Annotated in this window: 20 protein-coding genes and 1 pseudogene; 16 read left to right on the forward strand and 5 right to left on the reverse strand. The window is 59.4% G+C overall.

Annotated elements, in window-relative coordinates; all coding sequences use genetic code 11:
* The first annotated feature begins 254 nt into the window (after positions 1 to 254).
* The gene (locus IB267_RS17220; RefSeq protein WP_176356532.1) at positions 255 to 509 is read left to right on the forward strand and encodes a plasmid stabilization protein; all 255 of its coding nucleotides are present in this window, start codon (positions 255 to 257) and stop codon (positions 507 to 509) included.
* Positions 506 to 925 carry a type II toxin-antitoxin system VapC family toxin gene (locus IB267_RS17225; protein WP_192448698.1) on the forward strand — a complete coding sequence of 140 codons (420 nt, stop codon included), beginning with the start codon at positions 506 to 508 and terminating at the stop codon, positions 923 to 925. The genes IB267_RS17220 and IB267_RS17225 overlap by 4 nt, the downstream gene beginning before the upstream one ends.
* A 227-nt stretch (positions 926 to 1,152) precedes the next feature.
* On the opposite strand, the gene IB267_RS17230 is transcribed toward IB267_RS17225, so the two are convergent.
* Positions 1,153 to 1,620, reverse strand: coding sequence for a RidA family protein (locus IB267_RS17230; RefSeq protein WP_192448699.1), 468 nt, complete (start codon positions 1,618 to 1,620; stop codon positions 1,153 to 1,155).
* Positions 1,620 to 2,153: a hypothetical protein gene (locus IB267_RS17235; protein ID WP_192448700.1), complete on the reverse strand. Its 534-nt coding sequence runs from the start codon at positions 2,151 to 2,153 to the stop codon at positions 1,620 to 1,622. Before IB267_RS17235 ends, IB267_RS17230 begins: the two co-directional genes overlap by 1 nt.
* Positions 2,154 to 2,746: 593 nt before the next feature.
* Here IB267_RS17235 and IB267_RS17240 point away from each other — a divergent pair.
* Entirely contained in the window at positions 2,747 to 3,784 is a 1,038-nt protein-coding gene (locus IB267_RS17240) for a LacI family DNA-binding transcriptional regulator (RefSeq protein ID WP_192448701.1), read from the forward strand.
* A gap of 7 nt (positions 3,785 to 3,791) precedes the next feature.
* Here the strand turns inward: IB267_RS17240 and IB267_RS17245 are convergent, their stop codons facing one another.
* On the reverse strand, positions 3,792 to 4,814 hold the full coding sequence (locus IB267_RS17245; RefSeq protein WP_192448702.1) for an ester cyclase: 1,023 nt from the start codon (positions 4,812 to 4,814) through the stop codon (positions 3,792 to 3,794).
* A 139-nt stretch (positions 4,815 to 4,953) separates the two neighbouring features.
* Here IB267_RS17245 and IB267_RS17250 point away from each other — a divergent pair, with 139 nt between their 5' ends.
* From IB267_RS17250 to IB267_RS17305, 12 genes are all read left to right on the forward strand, one after another.
* Complete coding sequence (locus tag IB267_RS17250; protein WP_192448703.1) at positions 4,954 to 6,081, forward strand: ABC transporter ATP-binding protein; 1,128 nt, start codon at positions 4,954 to 4,956, stop codon at positions 6,079 to 6,081.
* 28 nt (positions 6,082 to 6,109) lie between these two features.
* Positions 6,110 to 7,288 (forward strand): ABC transporter substrate-binding protein, encoded by a 1,179-nt coding sequence (locus IB267_RS17255; RefSeq protein WP_210335897.1) that lies wholly within the window; start codon positions 6,110 to 6,112, stop codon positions 7,286 to 7,288.
* 69 nt (positions 7,289 to 7,357) lie between these two features.
* Positions 7,358 to 8,386, forward strand: coding sequence for a carbohydrate ABC transporter permease (locus IB267_RS17260; RefSeq protein WP_192448704.1), 1,029 nt, complete (start codon positions 7,358 to 7,360; stop codon positions 8,384 to 8,386).
* Between the two features lie 15 nt (positions 8,387 to 8,401).
* Entirely contained in the window at positions 8,402 to 9,610 is a 1,209-nt protein-coding gene (locus tag IB267_RS33350; RefSeq protein ID WP_192448705.1) for a carbohydrate ABC transporter permease, read from the forward strand.
* A gap of 14 nt (positions 9,611 to 9,624) precedes the next feature.
* Positions 9,625 to 10,164 carry an ester cyclase gene (locus tag IB267_RS17270; RefSeq protein WP_192448706.1) on the forward strand — a complete coding sequence of 180 codons (540 nt, stop codon included), beginning with the start codon at positions 9,625 to 9,627 and terminating at the stop codon, positions 10,162 to 10,164.
* A 79-nt stretch (positions 10,165 to 10,243) separates the two neighbouring features.
* The gene (gene hisD / locus IB267_RS17275) at positions 10,244 to 11,554 is read left to right on the forward strand and encodes a histidinol dehydrogenase (protein ID WP_192449257.1); all 1,311 of its coding nucleotides are present in this window, start codon (positions 10,244 to 10,246) and stop codon (positions 11,552 to 11,554) included.
* Positions 11,551 to 12,318: an SDR family oxidoreductase gene (locus IB267_RS17280; protein WP_192448707.1), complete on the forward strand. Its 768-nt coding sequence runs from the start codon at positions 11,551 to 11,553 to the stop codon at positions 12,316 to 12,318. Before hisD ends, IB267_RS17280 begins: the two co-directional genes overlap by 4 nt.
* A gap of 25 nt (positions 12,319 to 12,343) precedes the next feature.
* Complete coding sequence (locus IB267_RS17285) at positions 12,344 to 13,318, forward strand: nuclear transport factor 2 family protein (RefSeq protein ID WP_192448708.1); 975 nt, start codon at positions 12,344 to 12,346, stop codon at positions 13,316 to 13,318.
* 5 nt (positions 13,319 to 13,323) lie between these two features.
* Positions 13,324 to 14,292 carry a cupin domain-containing protein gene (locus IB267_RS17290; protein WP_192448709.1) on the forward strand — a complete coding sequence of 323 codons (969 nt, stop codon included), beginning with the start codon at positions 13,324 to 13,326 and terminating at the stop codon, positions 14,290 to 14,292.
* A 3-nt stretch (positions 14,293 to 14,295) separates the two neighbouring features.
* Positions 14,296 to 15,024 (forward strand): alpha/beta fold hydrolase, encoded by a 729-nt coding sequence (locus tag IB267_RS17295; RefSeq protein WP_192448710.1) that lies wholly within the window; start codon positions 14,296 to 14,298, stop codon positions 15,022 to 15,024.
* On the forward strand, positions 15,021 to 15,728 hold the full coding sequence (locus IB267_RS17300; RefSeq protein WP_210335898.1) for an RraA family protein: 708 nt from the start codon (positions 15,021 to 15,023) through the stop codon (positions 15,726 to 15,728). Before IB267_RS17295 ends, IB267_RS17300 begins: the two co-directional genes overlap by 4 nt.
* A gap of 51 nt (positions 15,729 to 15,779) precedes the next feature.
* Positions 15,780 to 16,880 (forward strand): GlxA family transcriptional regulator, encoded by a 1,101-nt coding sequence (locus IB267_RS17305; RefSeq protein WP_371742555.1) that lies wholly within the window; start codon positions 15,780 to 15,782, stop codon positions 16,878 to 16,880.
* Positions 16,881 to 16,973: 93 nt separating this feature from the next.
* On the opposite strand, the pseudogene IB267_RS33930 reads toward IB267_RS17305, so the two are convergent.
* Both IB267_RS33930 and IB267_RS33935 read right to left on the reverse strand, forming a co-directional pair.
* Positions 16,974 to 17,168, reverse strand: a pseudogene (locus tag IB267_RS33930) (substrate-binding domain-containing protein); the annotation flags it as partial.
* 126 nt (positions 17,169 to 17,294) lie between these two features.
* A complete protein-coding gene (locus IB267_RS33935) occupies positions 17,295 to 17,618 on the reverse strand; it encodes a LacI family DNA-binding transcriptional regulator (protein ID WP_371742556.1) in 324 nt (107 codons plus the stop codon).
* 257 nt (positions 17,619 to 17,875) lie between these two features.
* Between IB267_RS33935 and IB267_RS17320 the strand changes: the two genes are divergently transcribed.
* Positions 17,876 to 18,262 carry a hypothetical protein gene (locus tag IB267_RS17320; protein ID WP_192448712.1) on the forward strand — a complete coding sequence of 129 codons (387 nt, stop codon included), beginning with the start codon at positions 17,876 to 17,878 and terminating at the stop codon, positions 18,260 to 18,262.
* Positions 18,263 to 18,264: the final 2 nt, after the last annotated feature.

Here is an 18,264-nt window from a genome sequence, read left to right on the forward strand (position 1 = left end):
AGGCCTTAGGCGCGATGGGAGATCCGTTATTGAGGAGTATGTTCTTATTTTGTGCTTCGAAGATCGCATAATGTATCAACGGGAAGCGAACGCTGGGCGCATCTCTGGTGGCAGAAAGCACAACTGTCTAACGCAGGCCCATATTCTGATAGTCCATCGGACGGCTTCGCGAAATCGCGCAACTACCCAAACTTGCAGTGAGCCTGCATAGTAGCTATATTGCTGTCATTGACAGCGAATGCGAGGGTTTGACGATGGCAATTCTGACAGTGCGGAATGTGCCCGACGAGGTGCACCGAGCTTTGCGTGTGCGGGCCGCGATGCACGGCCGCAGCACCGAGGCGGAAGTCCGCGACATTCTCGAAAGTGTAGTGAAGCCGGAACAGCGGGTCCGCATGGGCGATGCCTTGGCTGAGCTCGGCCGACGACAGGGCTTGACCAATGACGATTTTGCCGTGTTTGACCAGGTACGTGACGATGCGTCGGCGGAGCCAATGAGGTTTGAATGATCGTCTTGGATACGAATGTCGTCTCCGAGGCGATGAAACCACAACCTGATCTGGCCGTCCGCTCTTGGCTGAACGAGCAGGCTGCTGAAACCCTATACCTGTCAAGTGTGACGTTGGCTGAGCTGCTGTTTGGCATCGGCGCGTTGCCCGACGGTCGGCGCAAGAAGGCGCTAGCCGGGATGCTTGACGGCGTGCTTGAACTGTTTGGCGATCGTGTGTTGCCGTTCGACGTCGAAGCTGCTCGGCACTACGCCGGGTTGGCGGTGAAAACAAGAGCGGCCGGCAGGGGTTTCCCGACCCCGGACGGATATATCGCCGCGATTGCCGCCTCTAAGGGATTTATCATAGCTACGCGCGACACCAGCCCCTTTGAAGTGGCGGGACTTGCCGTCGTAAATCCTTGGAAAAACGAATAACTCCAAAGATACTGAACCTTGGGGCTCTTGCCTTCCTCCGCCGGTCTCAGGTTCGGATCGGCTCAAAGCGAGGGACACGCACCCGGCGGCAACCGGCACCTCTCGGCGCTTATTCAAGAATCCTTGATGTCGGCAGTCGGTCTCGGTTCATTCGTAGCCAGTCAGCAATGAGAGGCAGAACGGTGGATAGCTGCCGTTCTGCCTCTCGTCTCCGTCGGAGGGCGGTATCAGGGCTCGATCTCGAAAACGGCCTCAATTTCAACGGCCGCGCCCTTTGGCAGCGCGCTCACGCCAACGGTAGACCGCGTATGCCGCCCAGCGTCGCCAAAAACTTCCACCATGAGATCGGAGGCCCCATTCATCACGGTCGCTTGGTCCTCAAAATGCGGAGCACTGGCAATGAAACCTCCCAGCCGCACTACCTGCCGCACCCGGTCCAGGCTACCCAGTGAGCTACGGCATTGTGCAAGAATGTTGATAGCGCAGGCTCTCGCTGCCGCGGTAGCGTCTTCCAACGTCACGCTAGTGCCGACACACCCTGTGGCGACTAGGGCTCCTCGGTCAAGGCAAAGCTGCCCTGGTACAAAAAGCATGTTCGACAATCGCAGCGTTGCCACGTAGTTGGCGACTGAGATAGGAGGCTCAGGCAACTCAATGCCCAAAGCTGCGAGGCGTGTCTCCGCTGTCGGGGCCATTAAAGCGCGCCCTCATCGAAAGCGCGTCCCGTATGGGGAACGAGGGCAGCAAGCAGGCGGCGCATACCACTCTCCAAGACTGAGCGCGACGTGCCGAGATTGATGCGGATGTGGTTCTCCCCGCCAGGCCCCATGAATTCGCCGTAGGTCACGATCAGCTTCGCTTGCTTTTCGATCAACGCCTCGTAGAGGCTCTTTGGCGTATTGAGGTTCGAGAGATCCAGCCAAGCGAAATATGCCGCTTCGGCTGTCGGAACCGTCACCTCCGGCAGAAATGCACGGATGAGGTCGGCGACGTAGGCGTGGTTGCTGGCTATGTGCAGCATCAGTGCCTCGCTCCAATCGTCACAATCTCGAAACGCCGCCTCGGCAGCGGCGTAGCCAAGGGCACTCCCGCCATACATGAGATTGGCACCGACCAGACCGCGCCTGAAATCCTCTCGCAGCGCCGGATTCGGGGTGATTACGATGGAATGCTTCAGTCCGGTAAGATTAAAGGGTTTGCTTGGGGACATTAAGCAATAAGAGTTCATCGCCGCCCATTCCGAAACCGCGGCAAAAGGTGTGAACTCGGCTGGCCTCGCATGACACGCAGGGCGGCGTCGTCGTCACGCTCGACGGGTTCGACGATGCCGGCATCCTGATCGAGGGCGTCACCCTCACGGAGATTTCGGCCGAGAATCTGTCCGTCACCGAAATCTACTATTGAGGCGCATGGCGGTGCCCGGCTCCCGCGCGCGAACCGGGCATGTCAATCGGCGTTGAATGGAATGTGGCACGCAACGTGAGTTACCACCCAAGGGAGTTCATCCTTCCTCCACGAGCCCGATGCAGGACTCGTTTCCAGGATGTTCACGTTCTGGGCCAAAATGATCGCATAATGTATCGAATGGAAGGGCGCACCGGCGGCCTCGACTTCGCCCCGCGGATACAATACCCGTCCACATTCGCCGCGGAAGGCCGCTGTCCGATTCACTTGCAAATCACCTCATCCTGCCTGCGAAACGTTCTGGCCATTTTTTGCATTGGAAGACCCCGCGCTTGCAGAGTAAGCCTGCCGCCTGATACCCTGTCGCGCTGAGTACCTATGCATAGAATATCCGACAATGCGGAGTAGGGGACACAGGTGGCGAAGGAAAATGTGACATCCGAGGATGTCGCCCGATTGGCAAACGTTTCCCAATCCGCAGTCAGCCGGACGTTCACCCCCGGAGCAAGCGTTTCGGAGCGCACGCGGCAGCGTGTGCTCGATGCCGCCCGTGAACTGGGCTATCGACCGAACGCCCTTGCCCGCGCTATGATCAGCGGCCGGTCCCGGCTGATCGCCGTCCTCGTCGCCTACCTCGACAACCACTTCTACCCACAGGTTCTCGAAATCCTTTCGCGCGCCGTGCAGGAGCGTGGCTATCAGGTGCTGCTGTTCTTGACGGAGCGCGGCACCCAGGACCAAATGGTGCAAAAGATGCTGCAGTATCAGGTCGAGGGGATTGTGATGGCGTCGGCAGACATGTCCTCGAGCCTGGCGAGGGAATGCGCCGACACCGGGATTCCGGTGGTCTTGTTCAATCGTTACGTCACCTCGTCGCTCTCCAGTAGCGTCACGTCGGACAACGTCGGCGGGGCGAGAATGGTGACCGAGCTTCTGATTGCCGCCGGGCATCAGAGAATCGCGTACATCGCTGGGACCGAGGATTCGTCCACCAATCAGGATCGCGAGTCCGGCTTTCTTCAAGCGATGGAGCGAGGGGGGCTGCTGCCATTTCGGCGGCTTGTCGGCGACTACACTTCGGAGGGAGCCGCCCGGGCGGCGCGCAAGCTCTTCGACAACGGGGAGCTGCCGGATGCGATCGTGGTCGCGAACGACCACATGGCGTTTTCGGTCATTGACGTCATCCGTGACGAAGCTGGCCTCAGGGTTCCCGAGGACATCTCGGTCGTGGGATTCGACGACGTTCCCGAAGCCGGCTGGGGAGGATACAAACTCACGACCGTGCGGCAGCCGGCCGACGTCATGATCGAAGAGACCGTGCGGATACTCTTCGATCAGATCGAGCGCGGCGAGGTCGAGCGCCGGGCCGTCATCGTTCCCGCCACCGTCAGCGTCAGGCGATCCGCCCGGCTGCCCGACCCGGGCAGCGTTGCCCGGATCATCGAGGCGGGTTGAGGATTTTTCAGCGGCCGCGCCTGAAGAATGACTGCATACGGGCGAACACATCAACATCCATTTGGAGCAGTAGATGAATGATATCGAGCGGTACCCAGTTTTCACGGATGAGTCCGTCTTCGGCCAAGTAGAAGTCCATCACCCGCATGCTGACATCTCTTCCCGTAGGCGCCATTCCTAGAAAATTTCCGCCGACATGTTTGCCGTACACGCTCGGCCATCCGCCCGTCGCCGAGAACTTGCCATCTCCGATGCGAACATAGTGGTTGCCGCCGCGGCGATTGGGGAATGCGGTTCGGAATGGCAGCTGATGATAGTCGACAAAGCCTTCCAGTCCACGGGTGGTGCCGATGCCGCAGGGACCGTACCACATCATTTTCGGGTGCCAGAACGCCTTCTGCGGCATGTTCAACAGGCCTTCGCGCCCTTCTTTGGCTTCGTCATTGTAAGCCCCGAGCGAAGCCTGCATATCAAGCGTAAGTTTCAGCGCGGCACTGGAGACCCCTGGATCCTGTTCGGTGAGCAGGATGCCGTCGGCGCTAATTGGGCAAGGCCACTGCTCCTCCGTCCCGAGGCTCGGCGCTATTGGCCAGAAGCCTGCCTGGCGGATGACGTCGAGGACGTCCAGCAACACCGTGCTGCGGGCGATCTTTCCTTCGACGATCTCATGGAACTCGCCATATCGCAGATAGATCGGCCGTCCGGTCGCCGGAATGGTCAGCCAGTCCTTTTCAAAGGTGCCCAGATAATGGCCAACGGCCCCGACGAGGTCGGCCCCGTTGTAGTTACCGCCCATCAAGATGGTGTCGCGCCGTTCAAGATCCGGAAACGACGAAAGCAGTGGCTGCCACACCCTCGCGGCGATCGCTTCGTGGCCGTTCATTTCATTTAGCGGGTGGGAGCCCCGCCATTCTGCGTTCGGATGGTAGGCGTCGGAAATTCGTCTCCCAATCCCTTCGGCTCCACCTCCGGCAAGCTTTGACATCACGTTTTGTATAAAGCGCTTGTGGCGCAGGTTCAGGCTTTCCATTCCGATCCCCGTCTTTTGAGCAACCAAAAAATTTGTCCGCTCCAGGTATTGCATACGTATTCAATTTCTGTCAATCTCAATATCAAGGATGGCTAATTCAATGGCCGCCAGGGAACTTTAAAACAGGGAAGGCCGGCGGATGGCATCAATCACACTCAAGGGGGTGACCAAGCGTTGGGGCGCGTTTATCGGCGTCGACAGCGTCAACCTCGAGATCGCCGATAAGGAATTCATGGTCTTCCTGGGGCCGTCGGGCTGCGGCAAAACGACCACGATGCGCATGATTGCCGGACTCGAGGACCCGACGTCTGGTGACATTTTGATCGGGGACCGGGTCGTCAACGATCTGGAGCCGCGAGACCGCGACATTGCCATGGTATTCCAGAACTACGGCCTTTATCCCAATCTGACCGTTTACGAAAATATCCGCTTTCCTTTGAAGGTTCGGAAGATCGATCCGAAGTCGCATGACGCTCGGGTACGACGCGCCGCCGAGATGGTGGAGCTCACGCATTTGCTCGATCGCCGCCCGAGCGCCCTTTCGGGCGGGCAGCGACAGCGTGTCGCGCTCGCTCGCGCCATCGTTCGCCAGCCCTCGGTGTTCCTGATGGACGAGCCGCTGTCGAACCTCGATGCCAAGCTCCGCGTCTCCACCCGGGCCCAGCTCAAGAACCTGCACCATGAACTTCAGGTGACGACGATCTACGTCACACATGACCAGATCGAGGCGATGACTCTGGCAGACCGGGTGGTTGTGATGAAAAGCGGCGTCTTCCAGCAAGTCGGAACGCCCACCGAAATCTATGACCGGCCCGCAAACACTTTTGTCGCGGGCTTTATCGGCTCTCCCGCCATGAATCTGATCGATGGCGAAATCGTCGACGGCGTTTTCACATGCCCGAACGTTCGGATCGAAGGCTTTGCTCGGGACATCGTCGGCCCTGTGACCTTGGGGTTTCGTGCCGAAGACGCAAGGGTCTGTCCCGTCGAAGCGTCGCAGGTTCAGGCGCCAATCTACAGCGTGGAACTCCTCGGGGATGCCACAATGGTGACGGTGAAGACGGGAGCGAGCCTCGTCGCGGTGCGGGCGGGCAAGGAGTATCGCGCGCAGATCGGGGACCCTGTGGGGTTCTCGATCCGGGCGGAGATCTGCCACCTGTTCGACCGGACGAGCGGCAATCGCATCGAAAATCACAAGAGTGCCGGCAGCGGCACCGTTTCGGGAACCATCGAAAACAGAAACTGGGAGAACCGTCATGTTCGTTAAGAAGATCGTCTGCGCGGCAAGCATCCTGATGCTGGCCAGCGCCTCCGCCCATGCCGCCTGCAGCTATGAAAACAAGGTGCCGCTGAAATCTCTGACGGCGGGCTTCGAGGCTTGGAAGGCAGTGACTTCGACGATGGCTGAGTGTGGTAACTTCAAGGCTGAACTCGACCAGGAATTCGCCCAGAAGCAGGTGGCCGCCTTTTCCGCCCAGCCGTCTCTTTACCAGATCGGCGGTGTGGCCAACGAAACGCTGGTACCTGTCCTCCAGGAAGGTCTGATACGCCCATTGGATGACCTGGTTGCGAAGTACGGGCAGAACCTCAACACCAACCAGCTCATCAAGGTCGACGGCAAGATTGTCGCGATCGCGATGATGGTGAACGCGCAGCACCTAATGTACCGCGAGGATATCTTCAAGAACCTCGATATCGCTTTGCCGAAAACCTATGACGAGGTGCTTTCAGCGGCGAAAAAGATCAAGGAGGCGGGCGTCGTGCCCTATCCGCTTGGAGGGACCTACAAGACCGGCTGGAATTTGGGCGAAGAGTTCGTCAACATGTACCTCGGGTTTGGCGGCAAGTTCTTCAACGCAGACAACACCCCTTCGATCAACAACGATTCTGGCGTCAAGGCGCTAGAGATGATGAAGGCGCTCACGGAATACATGGATCCGGAGTACCTCGTGTCGGACTCGACCACGGTGCAGCAGCAGTTCCAGCAGGAAAAAATCGCGATGGCCAACCTTTGGGCTTCACGGGCGGCCGCCATGGACGATCCGAAGGAGTCTAAAGTGGTGGGCAAGATCGCCATGGCCGCCGCGCCTGCAGCAACACCTGGAGGCAAGCCGGCGACGACGATCTGGTGGGATGGCGTCACGATCGCCAGCCACATTACCGACGATGAGGCGGACGCGGCTTTTCGTCTGGCGATGGAAGGTCTCAAAGCGGAGATGGTCAAGGCCAACAACGACGCCGCCGTCTGGCTCGTCAAGGGTTACGAGCCGGGTCGGTTGTCGCGAGGAGCGTTCGCTTCGGCAGAGACGGGGGCGCCTTCCTATCCCGCCTCCACCGCACTCGGCATCATGCACACGGCTCTTGGAAACCATATCGCCGACTTCCTGACCGGGAAGGATACGGTCGAAGAAACCCTCAAGGATATTGAGGGGGAGTACCTCACCGCGGCGAAGGAAAAGGGGCTCGTTAACTGACGCCAAGGTAGGGCGGTGCGAGCCGCCCCATTTCATCAATTCTTGCCTTTGAACCCAGGAGGACCGGCGATGAGATCGCGCACCTTCTACGCCTTCGTCGCTCCTTCTATGGCGCTGATGATCCTGTTTATCGCCTTACCGCTCATCAGCGTGGCCGTGCAGAGTTTTCAACTCACACAGCAGGTGTTCGAACAGGTTAAGACCGAGACTTGCACCCCCGGCTTCCTGACCCAGTCTTGCGTTGAGGAAGTCAAAAACCTCCCAAAGCTCGACGTCAACGGCCGCCCCATAGTCGAAACGAAATTCGTCGGGTTCGATGTCTATAAGACCGTGCTACAGCCGGACGCGGTAATGCGGGCCTTCTCTGAGGGCGGCGGCGGTTGGGCGGCAGTTCTGAATATAGACTTCTACAAAGCGTTGCGCTTTACCCTGACGTTTACATTGATCACGCTGCCGCTTGTGATCGGCACCGGTCTTGCCCTTGCGCTCGCCGTCAACAATACCCTGAGATCGGTCCGCGGCCCGTTGATCTTCATCTCGCTGCTTCCCTTCATCATTACCCCGGTGATTGGCGCGCTTGCAATTAGGTGGCTGTTCGTCGGCGACGGAATTATGACCGCGGCGATCGCCAAACTCTCCGGTGAGCATGTCGCGGTGTTCGCGCACGGTTGGATGATAGAACTGCTGATGATGTTCTATCGCGTGTGGCACGTCGCGCCGTTCGCTTTCGTGATCTTCTATGCGGGTCTGCAGACGGTCGACCGGGATACTTTGGAGTCAGCCGTGGTCGATGGAGCTTCGCGCTTCGAGCGTCTGCGCTACGTCATCGTACCGCACCTGATGCCTCTGATCGTCTTTGTGTCGCTAATCCACCTGATGGACGCGTACCGGGCATTCGACGAGGTCATAGGTTTTTCCAGCCAGGCTCATCGCATTTCGCTGCAATGGCTGACCTATAACTATCTCATCCCCGACAACAGCGGCAATCGCTCCATTTCGCGCGCTTCGGCATCTTCGATGCTGACCATGCTTGGCATCGTCATCCTGTTGCTTCCGCTTCTGCGCCGTACCTGGCGCGAGCATCGATCGAAGCGCTAGTCTGAGAGAACGAACATGAACACCAAAGCTCTAAGACCCGGTTTCGGCCTCAATCTGGCGGTCGGCCTGTTTGTTGCCTTCTGGGCGATCATAGCGGCATTCCCTCTGGTGTGGATCGCGATCATGTCGTTCCGAGTCCCCATCGATGCTTTTGCGACCGACCCGCTGCAGGTGATCTTCGGTGACGTCACACTGCAGCGACGCGGCGGAATATCGCTGCTGGCGATTGCCGCGTATATCCTCGTGCTGTGCTGCTCGATCTGGCTGCCCCGCCGTCACGGAGCGGCGCTAGCGAAGGCTTTGTCGTTCCGTGGCGCGCGGTCCATTGGCCTGCTCGCCGCCTGGCTCCTCTACGTTCTGCTGCTCGGGGCAGCGGTGTATTGGGTCATCCCGGCGGTGATCGGTGCCGTCGAGGCCCTCATCTCGCCGCTGCCGGTTCTAGGAGCCTTCGCGAAGCCTCTGTTTGGGCTTACGACGGAGCACTACCAAGCGGTCTGGATCAAGCACGGCTTTTACCACCAATTTCTCAACTCGATGTTGGTCACGTTCGGTGTCGTCACCATCTCGTTGTCGGTCGGAACGCTTGCAGGGTACGCCCTGGCTCGCGCCAATAGCAACCTGGCATTCTGGTTGCTCATCGCGGCTCTGATTTTCCGAGCGCTACCGCATTCGGTGCTTGTAACAGGATATCTGCCGCCTTTCATCAATTCGCGTGAAATCCTCATGCCGCTCTGGAACTGGCCGCCGCTCGCCTGGTTTTTCCATCTGTTCTCTGAACAGCCGCCCACGCTCTACGGTCAGCCGTTGGCGGTTATCATGGTCCTCGTGTCGATCAATCAGCCGTTCACGATCTGGATGCTGCGATCGTTTTTCCAGAACATACCTGCGGAGCTTGATGAGGCGGCGAGGGTGGACGGATGCACTTACTTCGAGGCGTTCTGGCGCGTGATCATGCCCGTGATGTGGCCAGGCGTGATTACAACGGGGCTATTTTCGTTCCTGCTCGCTTACAATGACTATCTCGTGACTTCGCTGCTACTCGATGCGCAATCGCAGACGATGGTTCCGGCGATAGCTCAGTATTTCAACCGAGAAACCACCACCACTGACCAGATCGAGGCAGTGGCGGCCGCGGTGTCGATCACCGCCCCATTGTTCCTGCTGGTCATGGTATTCCAGCGGCAAATCGTATCCGGCCTCACTCAAGGGGCGGTCAAGGGCTAACAAGGAGATTAGATATGAAGGGTTCTCGTCCAGAACAAGCGGCACTTACCCGCGACAACGACCTCAGCAAGACCGAGGCCACGCGCAAGGTCGTCGAGACGATGGTCGACGGGCTGAACGACCATGTCATTGACGGCATCGGATCGTTCTTCGCCAGCAATTTCAGATGGCTCGGGAATGCCGGCTGCGGCGTCAAGAACGGGCTGAAAGAATTCCAGGACAACTGGCAGCGACCGTTCCAGGCGGCCTTCTCCGACAAGGTCTGCATCGACGAGGCGCGGCTTGCGGAAGGCGAATGGATGGCCGCGTTTGGTCGCCAGGAAGCCACTCATTCGGGCGAGTTCATGGGCATCGCTCCGACCGGCAAGCGCGTCGAGATCCGCTACATGGATTTCTGGAAGGTTGTTGACGGCAAGATCGTCGACAACTGGGTGATGGTCGATTTCCCGCACGTGATGCGCCAGCTCGGTGTCGACCCGTTCAACGGCCACGGCTGGGAGGAATACGACGCCGGTCGAAAGGTCCCGCCGCGCCCGAACCACCAAGCCGCCTGATCTTAGGTCATAGACTGCCAACAATTGGTACAAGTTAACAGGCGGGCAGACCTTCAAAGGCTGCCCGCGGGAGGAAGTCATTGTGATCCGACAGCTGAAAACAGCAAAGAGCGTGGAAGAGCGAGCCGAGGAAGATGCGCGGGTCCGTACCTCGGTGGAAGCCATTCTTTCGGGTATCGAAGCCCGGGGTGACGCCGAGGTCCGGGCGCTTTCCGAGAAGTTCGACAGCTATTCGCCCAATTCGTTCCGTTTGACCGAACACGAGATCGAAGCGGCGCTGTCCAAAGTGTCACGACGCGATCTGGAGGATATCCGGTTTGCTCAAGCGCAGGTGAGAACGTTCGCCGAGCATCAGAAGCAATCGATGCGAGATATCGAAGTTGAAACGTTGCCTGGCGTCGTGCTCGGTCATCGCAACATTCCTGTCAACTCCGTCGGTTGCTACGTCCCTGGCGGCAAGTACCCGATGGTTGCCTCAGCTCATATGAGCGTGGTGACGGCCAAGGTTGCGGGCGTGAAGCGGATCGTCGCCTCTGCGCCGCCGCAAGGCGGCGCGCCCCATCCGGCGATCGTCGCGGCAATGCACCTGGGCGGAGCTGACGAAATCCTGTGCCTCGGGGGCATTCAGGCAGTCGGCGCCATGGCGCTCGGCACCGAGACGATCGCGCCGGTCGACATGCTGGTCGGCCCTGGAAACGCGTTCGTCGCCGAAGCCAAGCGCCAGCTTTACGGACGGGTCGGAATCGACCTGTTTGCCGGCCCGACGGAAACGATGGTGATCGCCGACGAAACGGTCGATGCCGAAATCTGCGCCACGGACCTGCTCGGCCAGGCAGAACACGGCATTAATTCGCCGGCGGTGCTTCTGACGAATTCGGAGCGTCTGGCGCGGGAGACCATGGCGGAGATCGAGCGTTTGCTTGGTGTGCTTCCGACCGGGCCCACGGCCCGCAAGTCCTGGGAAGACTATGGCGAGGTCATCGTCTGCGACACCTATGATGAGATGCTGCAGCAGGCTGACTTCTATGCGTCCGAACACGTCCAGGTCATGACTGACCGCGACGACTGGTTCCTCCAGAACATGACGAGCTATGGAGCCCTGTTCTTGGGGCCGCGGACCAACGTCGCATACGGCGATAAGGTCATCGGCACGAACCACACCCTCCCCACCAAGAAGGCCGGACGCTACACCGGAGGTCTGTGGGTCGGAAAGTTCCTCAAGACGCACAGCTATCAGAAGGTTTTGACCGACGAGGCATCGGCGCTGATCGGAGGCTATTGCTCGCGGCTCTGCATGCTTGAAGGCTTTGTCGGGCACGCCGAACAGGCGAACGTGCGTGTGCGCCGTTATGGCGGCCGCCACGTTCCATACGCGGAGGCGGCGGAGTGAACGCTTGCCCTCAGACCCCTTCCTTCCGCCTGGACGGTCGCAGAGCGCTCGTCACGGGAGCGTCGCGAGGGATTGGTTTTGCCTGTGCCGCGGCCCTTTCGCAGGCGGGCGCGCACGTTTTCATGGCGGCACGCGACAAGGGTCAACTGGCCGAAGGCGTCTCTGCGGTAGCGGGTGAAGGCGGGAGCGCTCAGGCCATTGTTCTGGACGTGACCGATCCGGCCAACATTGCGGATGTCGTTGCGGACCTGGGGCCGATCGACGTCCTGGTTAACAATGCCGGCGTCGCGCGCCACAGCCCGATGGTCGATACTCGGGTCGAGGATTTCGACGCGGTGGTCGACGTCAACCTTCGCGGCGCTTACTTCGTCTCTCAGGCCGTCGCCCGCGGAATGATTTCGCGGGGCGAGGGCGGTGTGATCCTCTCGATTTCATCCCAAATGGGGCACGTCGGAGGGATCGACCGCGCGGTCTATGCCGCGACGAAGCATGCGATAGAGGGAATGACAAAGTCGGCTGCAATCGAGTTTGGCCGGTACGGCATCCGTGTCAACACTGTCTGTCCCACCTTCATTCGCACACCGCTGACGGAGGCGACATTCGCGGACACGGAGAAAGCAGAATGGATCGCCTCGAAAATGAAGCTCGGCAGAGTCGCCGAGCTCGAGGATGTGATGGGTGCGGTGGTTTTCCTGGCGAGCGACGCGGCCGCGATGATCACGGGGACCTCTTTGCTGGTCGATGGCGGGTGGACCGCAGGCTGAACAGATACATGGAAGGATGTGAATAATGAGCCTCAAAGGTTTCGACCCGAAGTTTAAGGACTTTCCTGACTTCATCATCGGAATAACAAAGGAGATCTGGGAAGACCGCGGTATAGCGACACTGCACCGCTACTACGCGCCCGATATGCCGGTCCGCTCGCCAGCCTCAATCGTCCTTGGGAACAAGAACGTGATCTCGGCGACGATGGCAACGCTCGCCGAGTTCCCGGACCGAACGCTGCTGGCGGAAGACGTCATCTGGTGCGGGGACGAAGACAGCGGATTTCTATCGTCCCATCGGCTCTTGTCGACCGCGACGCACACCCGATCGGGCCTCTACGGAGAAGCAACGGGCAAGCGTCTCAAGTATCGTATCATCGCCGATTGCGCGGCGCGGGATAATCAGATCTATGACGAGTGGCTCATCCGTGACCAAGGCGCGATCGTGCGTCAGATGGGTTGGGAGCCGAAGTCTTTCGCAGCCGATCTGATCGAACGCGAGGGCGGCCCCGAAAAATGCGTGCGCCCCTTCACGCCCGAAATCGACGTCGAGGGTCTCTATAAAGGACGCGGGAACAATCACCCGATCGGGCAGCGCTACGCCGACATCCTGACGCGCATCATGGGTGCGGACATGGCGGTGATCAATTCGGAATACGACCGCGCCGTTCAGCTTGAGCTTCCTGGCGGCGTCACCGGCCACAGCTACGGCGATGCTGATCAGTTCTGGATGGGATTGAGGGCTGCTTTCCCGAACGCTGCATTTGAGATCCATCACCAGATCGGACGCGACGATCCGGAGTTCGCACCGCGCGCCGCCCTGCGCTGGTCGCTGACCGGCAAGCACGATGGCTGGGGGGCTTTCGGCGCGCCGACCGGAGCAAACGTGCACGTGATGGGAATGAGCCATGCAGAGTTCGGCCCCTGGGGCTTGCGACGCGAATTTGTGCTTTTCGACGAAACGGCGATCTGGAAGCAGATCGTACTCAAGACGGGATGACAAACATGACACCTGAGCAAATGGAACAGCGGATCGTTCGCTATGGCGATCTGAAGCCCTGCAAAACCGCATTCATCGACGCCCATACTCCGGGGTCGAACCAGAAAGAGAACTTCACCATCATCGGGGGCGGAGTTTCCGAAAGCGCCGACCAGCATGTTCACATCAAGGACACGCCTGGCTTCAACATCGGCGCTGCCGGACAGCCACCCAAATGCAGGAATTCGCTGCATTCGCACCGCACTGCGGAAGTGTTTTACGTGCACAAGGGCAAGTGGCGCTTCTTCTGGGGCCGTCACGGGACGGCCGGGGAAGTGGTGTTGGAGGAAGGCGATATTTTCGACATCCCGACGGGCATTTTCCGGGGGTTCGAGAACATAGGCACCGACTACGGGATCATCATGGCGATCCTGGGCGGTGACGACGCCGGAGGCGGAGTCATTTGGGCCCCGCAGGTCATCGAAGACGCCCGCGACCACGGCCTGGTACTTGCAGAAACCGGCAAGCTCTATGACACCAAGAAAGGCCACGCATTGCCCGAGGGCGTCAGGCCGATGCCGCTGCTGACTGGCGAGGAGTTGAAAGCATTCCCCGAAACACCGGTCGGCGACGTCGTGCCGCACTATGTCGGTCGCTATCACGACATGCTGGCCTTGGCCGGAAAGATCCCCGCCAAGATCATCGGTACACAGGAGAACGCCTTGATACGCGATCGTACTGGGTTCGAAGTGGAGTTTCTCGGGCGCAACTCCATCTCGCCGGAACCCTACGCCGTTGACCGACACGAGGTCCTGCTGGTTCACAAGGGGCATTGGCGACTGGCGTGGGAGCAAGGCGAAAAGACGCTCGCGCCCGGCGATACGTGCGCTGTCCCGCCTGGCCTGCGCCACTCGCTAGTCCCGAGCATGACAGGAGAGGTCGCACTCTTCCGGGTTCGCGATACGGACGACCAAGCCGGACCGACCAGGATCTAGCGGGTGCGCGTTCCGCTGCTGTTCATACCTGGAATGATGTGCGATCGAAGGCTGTTTGGGCCTCAGATCGCACATCTGGACGACGTCGCTGAGATGGTCGTGGCGAATATCGGACGCCACAGATCAATTGAGGAGATAGCGTCGGCGCTGCTCGTCGAAGTTCCGTTCGATCGCTTCTCGATTTGTGGGCTGTCGATGGGGGGTATCGTCGCGATGGAAATGATCCGCCAGTCGCCGCAGCGCATAATGTCAGCCGCGTTGCTTGATACGACGCCACTGGCGGATGCTGCCGGCAGAGACGCCGTTCGCGACCGTCAGGTCGCCGAAGCAAGAAAGGGCGGCCTGCAACGTGTCTTCGTAGAGGAAATGCTGCCCTTTTATCTCGGGTCGCTGAACGAGAAGGATGAGAGCCTTCGCCGATCGCTCGAGGAGATGGCGATGGATCTCGGCGTCGACGTGTTTGAGAACCAGTCGGTAGCGCTCCGCGACCGTCGTAACAGCGAAGATGCTTTGCGATCCTATCGCGGACGAGTGCTTGTGCTGTGCGGCGAGGAGGATGCCTTGTGCCCGATCGACCGGCACCGAATGATTGTGGGGGCGTGCAATTTCAGCGAGTTGGTGACCCTTCCGGGCATCGGCCACATATCCACGCTCGAAGCTCCAGACCTTGTGAATGCACAACTACGGCGCTGGCTTTCGACCACCGCGCAAACTGAGAGAGATTGCAAATGATCCAGATCATTGATGATGAACTGCTCGCCCTTTTGAGGCGCGTGGACACCCCTACGGTGTGCAACGCGATCGAAGTCGCGCAGGGAAAGCGAGGTTTCCAGAACTTCACGCGAAAGACGATGCTGACAGCCGACCTTAACCTTCCGCCTATGGTGGGGTTCGCTCGCACAGCGCGGATCGCTGCGGTCGCGCCACCCAAGGAGCCCCCTTCGACCATTCGCGAACGTCGAATGGAATACTATCGTCACATGGCGTCGGGAGCATGGCCGAGCGTGACCGTGATCGAGGACATGGACTATCCGGACTGCGTGGGGGCGTTCTGGGGGGAGGTGAATACAACCGTCCATGCAGGCCTCGGCGTCGTGGGCGCCCTGACGAATGGCGTCATGCGTGATCTGGGCGACCTGGCGCCAGGATTTCAGGTGATCGCCGGTTCGATCGGGCCAAGTCACGGTTTCGTGCACGTGCTCGAAATCGGCGGTGAGGTGAATATCTGCGGTCTCAACGTGGCGGATGGGGATCTGGTTCACGCGGACCGTCACGGCGCGGTCGTGGTCCCCTCCGACGTCGTGCCAAGGCTTGGGCAATCCGTCGCCAAGCTGCTCGAAAGCGAGAAAGTCATACTCGGTCCGGCGCGAGAGCCCGGTTTCACTATTGAGCGCTTCGAGGAAGCCTGGCGGGCCTTCGAAGCCGCGCGAGTGTAGCATGCGGATTGGAAGCGCGCCCGCGCGAAAACGGCAGCGGGGATAACGTCTGTGTCGCAAGTCATTTTCCGGATACGAGAAACAGACCGGGGCGAGGGGCGCGTTGCTCCAAACCAGAAGCTCGCGGAAATATCGACGCCAACGCGAAAAAACCACGCTCTCCGCGAACTGCCGAAGTTGCGTGTCGGGTTTATCCTGGCCAAGGGGTTCACGTTGTCTGCTTTCGCGCTGTTCGCGGACACGCTGCGTTTAGCGGGCGACGAAGGGGACCGCTCGCGTCGTATCCGTTGCGATTGGGACATCCTCAGCAGTTCTCCCAACTCCACGTCTTCCAGTTGCGGTGTTAAGGTGGTTCCGACCGCCTCGCTCGCCGAACCGGCGAGTTATGACTACATAGCAGTCGTAGGCGGGTTGCTGAGTGTCGAGGATCCGCTGGATAGCGATGAGGTCAATTATCTCAGAAAGGCCGCGAGGGCAGGCGTGGGACTGATCGGTCTTTGCACAGGGACGTTCATCCTGGCAGAGCACGGGCACCTGGGCGGACATTCCGCTTGTGTCAGCTGGCTCCACTGCCGGGAATTTCGGCAAAGGTTCCCACACCAGCCGATCGCACATAACCAGATTTTTCGGTTGGACAAGAAGCGAGCGACGTGTGCGGGCGGGAGCGCCGTCGCCGATCTCGCAGCCGCGATTGTCCGCCGGCACATCGGGGAGAAAGCCGAGCGCAACGCAATGGAAATTCTTCAGATCACCACACGGCGGAATCCGGAGGACGCACAGGCCCGAATACCTTTGGCATTCGAAACGAACGACAGACGCGTGCGCAGCGCATTGCTGCTCATGGAGCAGCACGTCGAAGACTTGCTTCCGATAGGCCAAGTGGCGTCGCTGGTCGGATTGTCGAGACGGCAGTTGGAACGCCTGTTCGACACCGAGCTGGGAACGTCGCCCAGCGCTGCCTATCTCAAGATTAGACTGGACGCGGCGTTAAAGCTGGTCCTCCACACGACCAGTTCGATAATACAAGTGGCACTTGCGTGCGGGTTCGAGAGCGATTCGAATTTTAGCCGCCGGTTCCGTCGTCATTTCGGACAAACTCCGTCCAGTCTCAGGCGGGCGCACGTCGGGGAAAAAGGACGACGTCGCAGCTAGAGAAACTTTATCGTGGAGTTGACGGACCCTGCGACCATCGACGCGGACGTCCGAGCCACCTACTGAAGCCGAAAAGGGTCCGAGCGGCCGGCGCTACGTCTCCCGGCGCGTGGATCCCCGTACCATGAGCTTGCCCCCAATCGAAATATGTTCCGGCACGACGTCGCGTGTTTCAATCTTGCTTATGAGCATCTGGACGCTCGCCGTAACCATCGGCACGAGGGGGTGCGCCACGGTTGTCAGATTGTAGCTTGGAAAGCTCGCAAGCTGGATGTCGCAACCTGATACTGCAGGATCTCTTCCATGACTGCGTCGACGCCTTGTGTTGTTTCAGGCATCATGAACACCACAGCGTGGCAGCGATTCGATTGCAGTTCTGTGCGGATCCTTTCCAGGGCGTCTGCGTAAAACGGATTATCGAGTTAGCTGAAAAGTACCGCCACAATCCGCGAGGGGCCGACAAACACCGCGCGAGCGAGGGGCGTTCGGGCGGTAACCGAGGTCGCTAGCCGCTTCCATGACGCGCGCTCTCATCTCGTCGGATACCGTCGGTGCCGTCCCGACTCTAGAGAAAACACGGCTTACGGCCGACTGGGAAACTCCGGCGCGACAGACGACGTCAAGGGACGAAATGCGTTTCTTGGACAAGTTCTCTCCGGAACAAGGATGTACCGCTTCGCGCCTGGCAAATTTCTCCCCCTCCCGTAGGAGCCGCGAAGCACGAGGCTCGCTCGGCAATCAGTGAAGGTTCGAGGGTCGCTTCTAAGCGTGGCGACATAGCTCTGAGTTGGTCGTCAGGGCACTAACCGGTCGCGTGGCGATCATTTGGCAATATGGTTGGCCCGGCAGGACCCGAACCAGATCGATCTCGCCCTGGTTGAATTTCTGTGCTCCCTCCCTTAGACAAGAGCGACGAGGGCAAGGTTCATTCTGCGCTGAAAAAACACTATTATAACTGTATTTTAGAATGTGATGGCAAGGGTATGAGCAGACGAATGGCGTTGGCGCTGACAAGCGCCGCATCCCTTGGGGTCTTCTCAATAGCAACATCCTATGCGCGAGACTCCAGTTCTTACTATCTTGAGAGCCGCAATGATCTCGGGCTTGTGGTCTTCTGCGCGAGCAAGGGCCTGCTTCCGGGTGACTCGGAGCGCTTTTTCAAAGCCCATATCGAGGAGTTCTATCGTAAATTACCGCCGACGGCCGGCGGCGACCTTCACAAGAGCAAGGGCCGTCAAGGTATTTCCTATCTCCAGGGCGATGAACAGCCCCTTGAGGAGCTGGCCGCAGCCAATGGCGTCGAGCTGGCCGATGTCTGCCATGAATATCGCAACCAGATTTTCATGGGCAAATTGATCACCAAAAGACAACCTGCAAAATGAGG

Origin of the sequence: Ensifer sp. ENS09 (assembly GCF_014852425.1) — a bacterium.
Lineage (GTDB): Bacteria > Pseudomonadota > Alphaproteobacteria > Rhizobiales > Rhizobiaceae > Ensifer.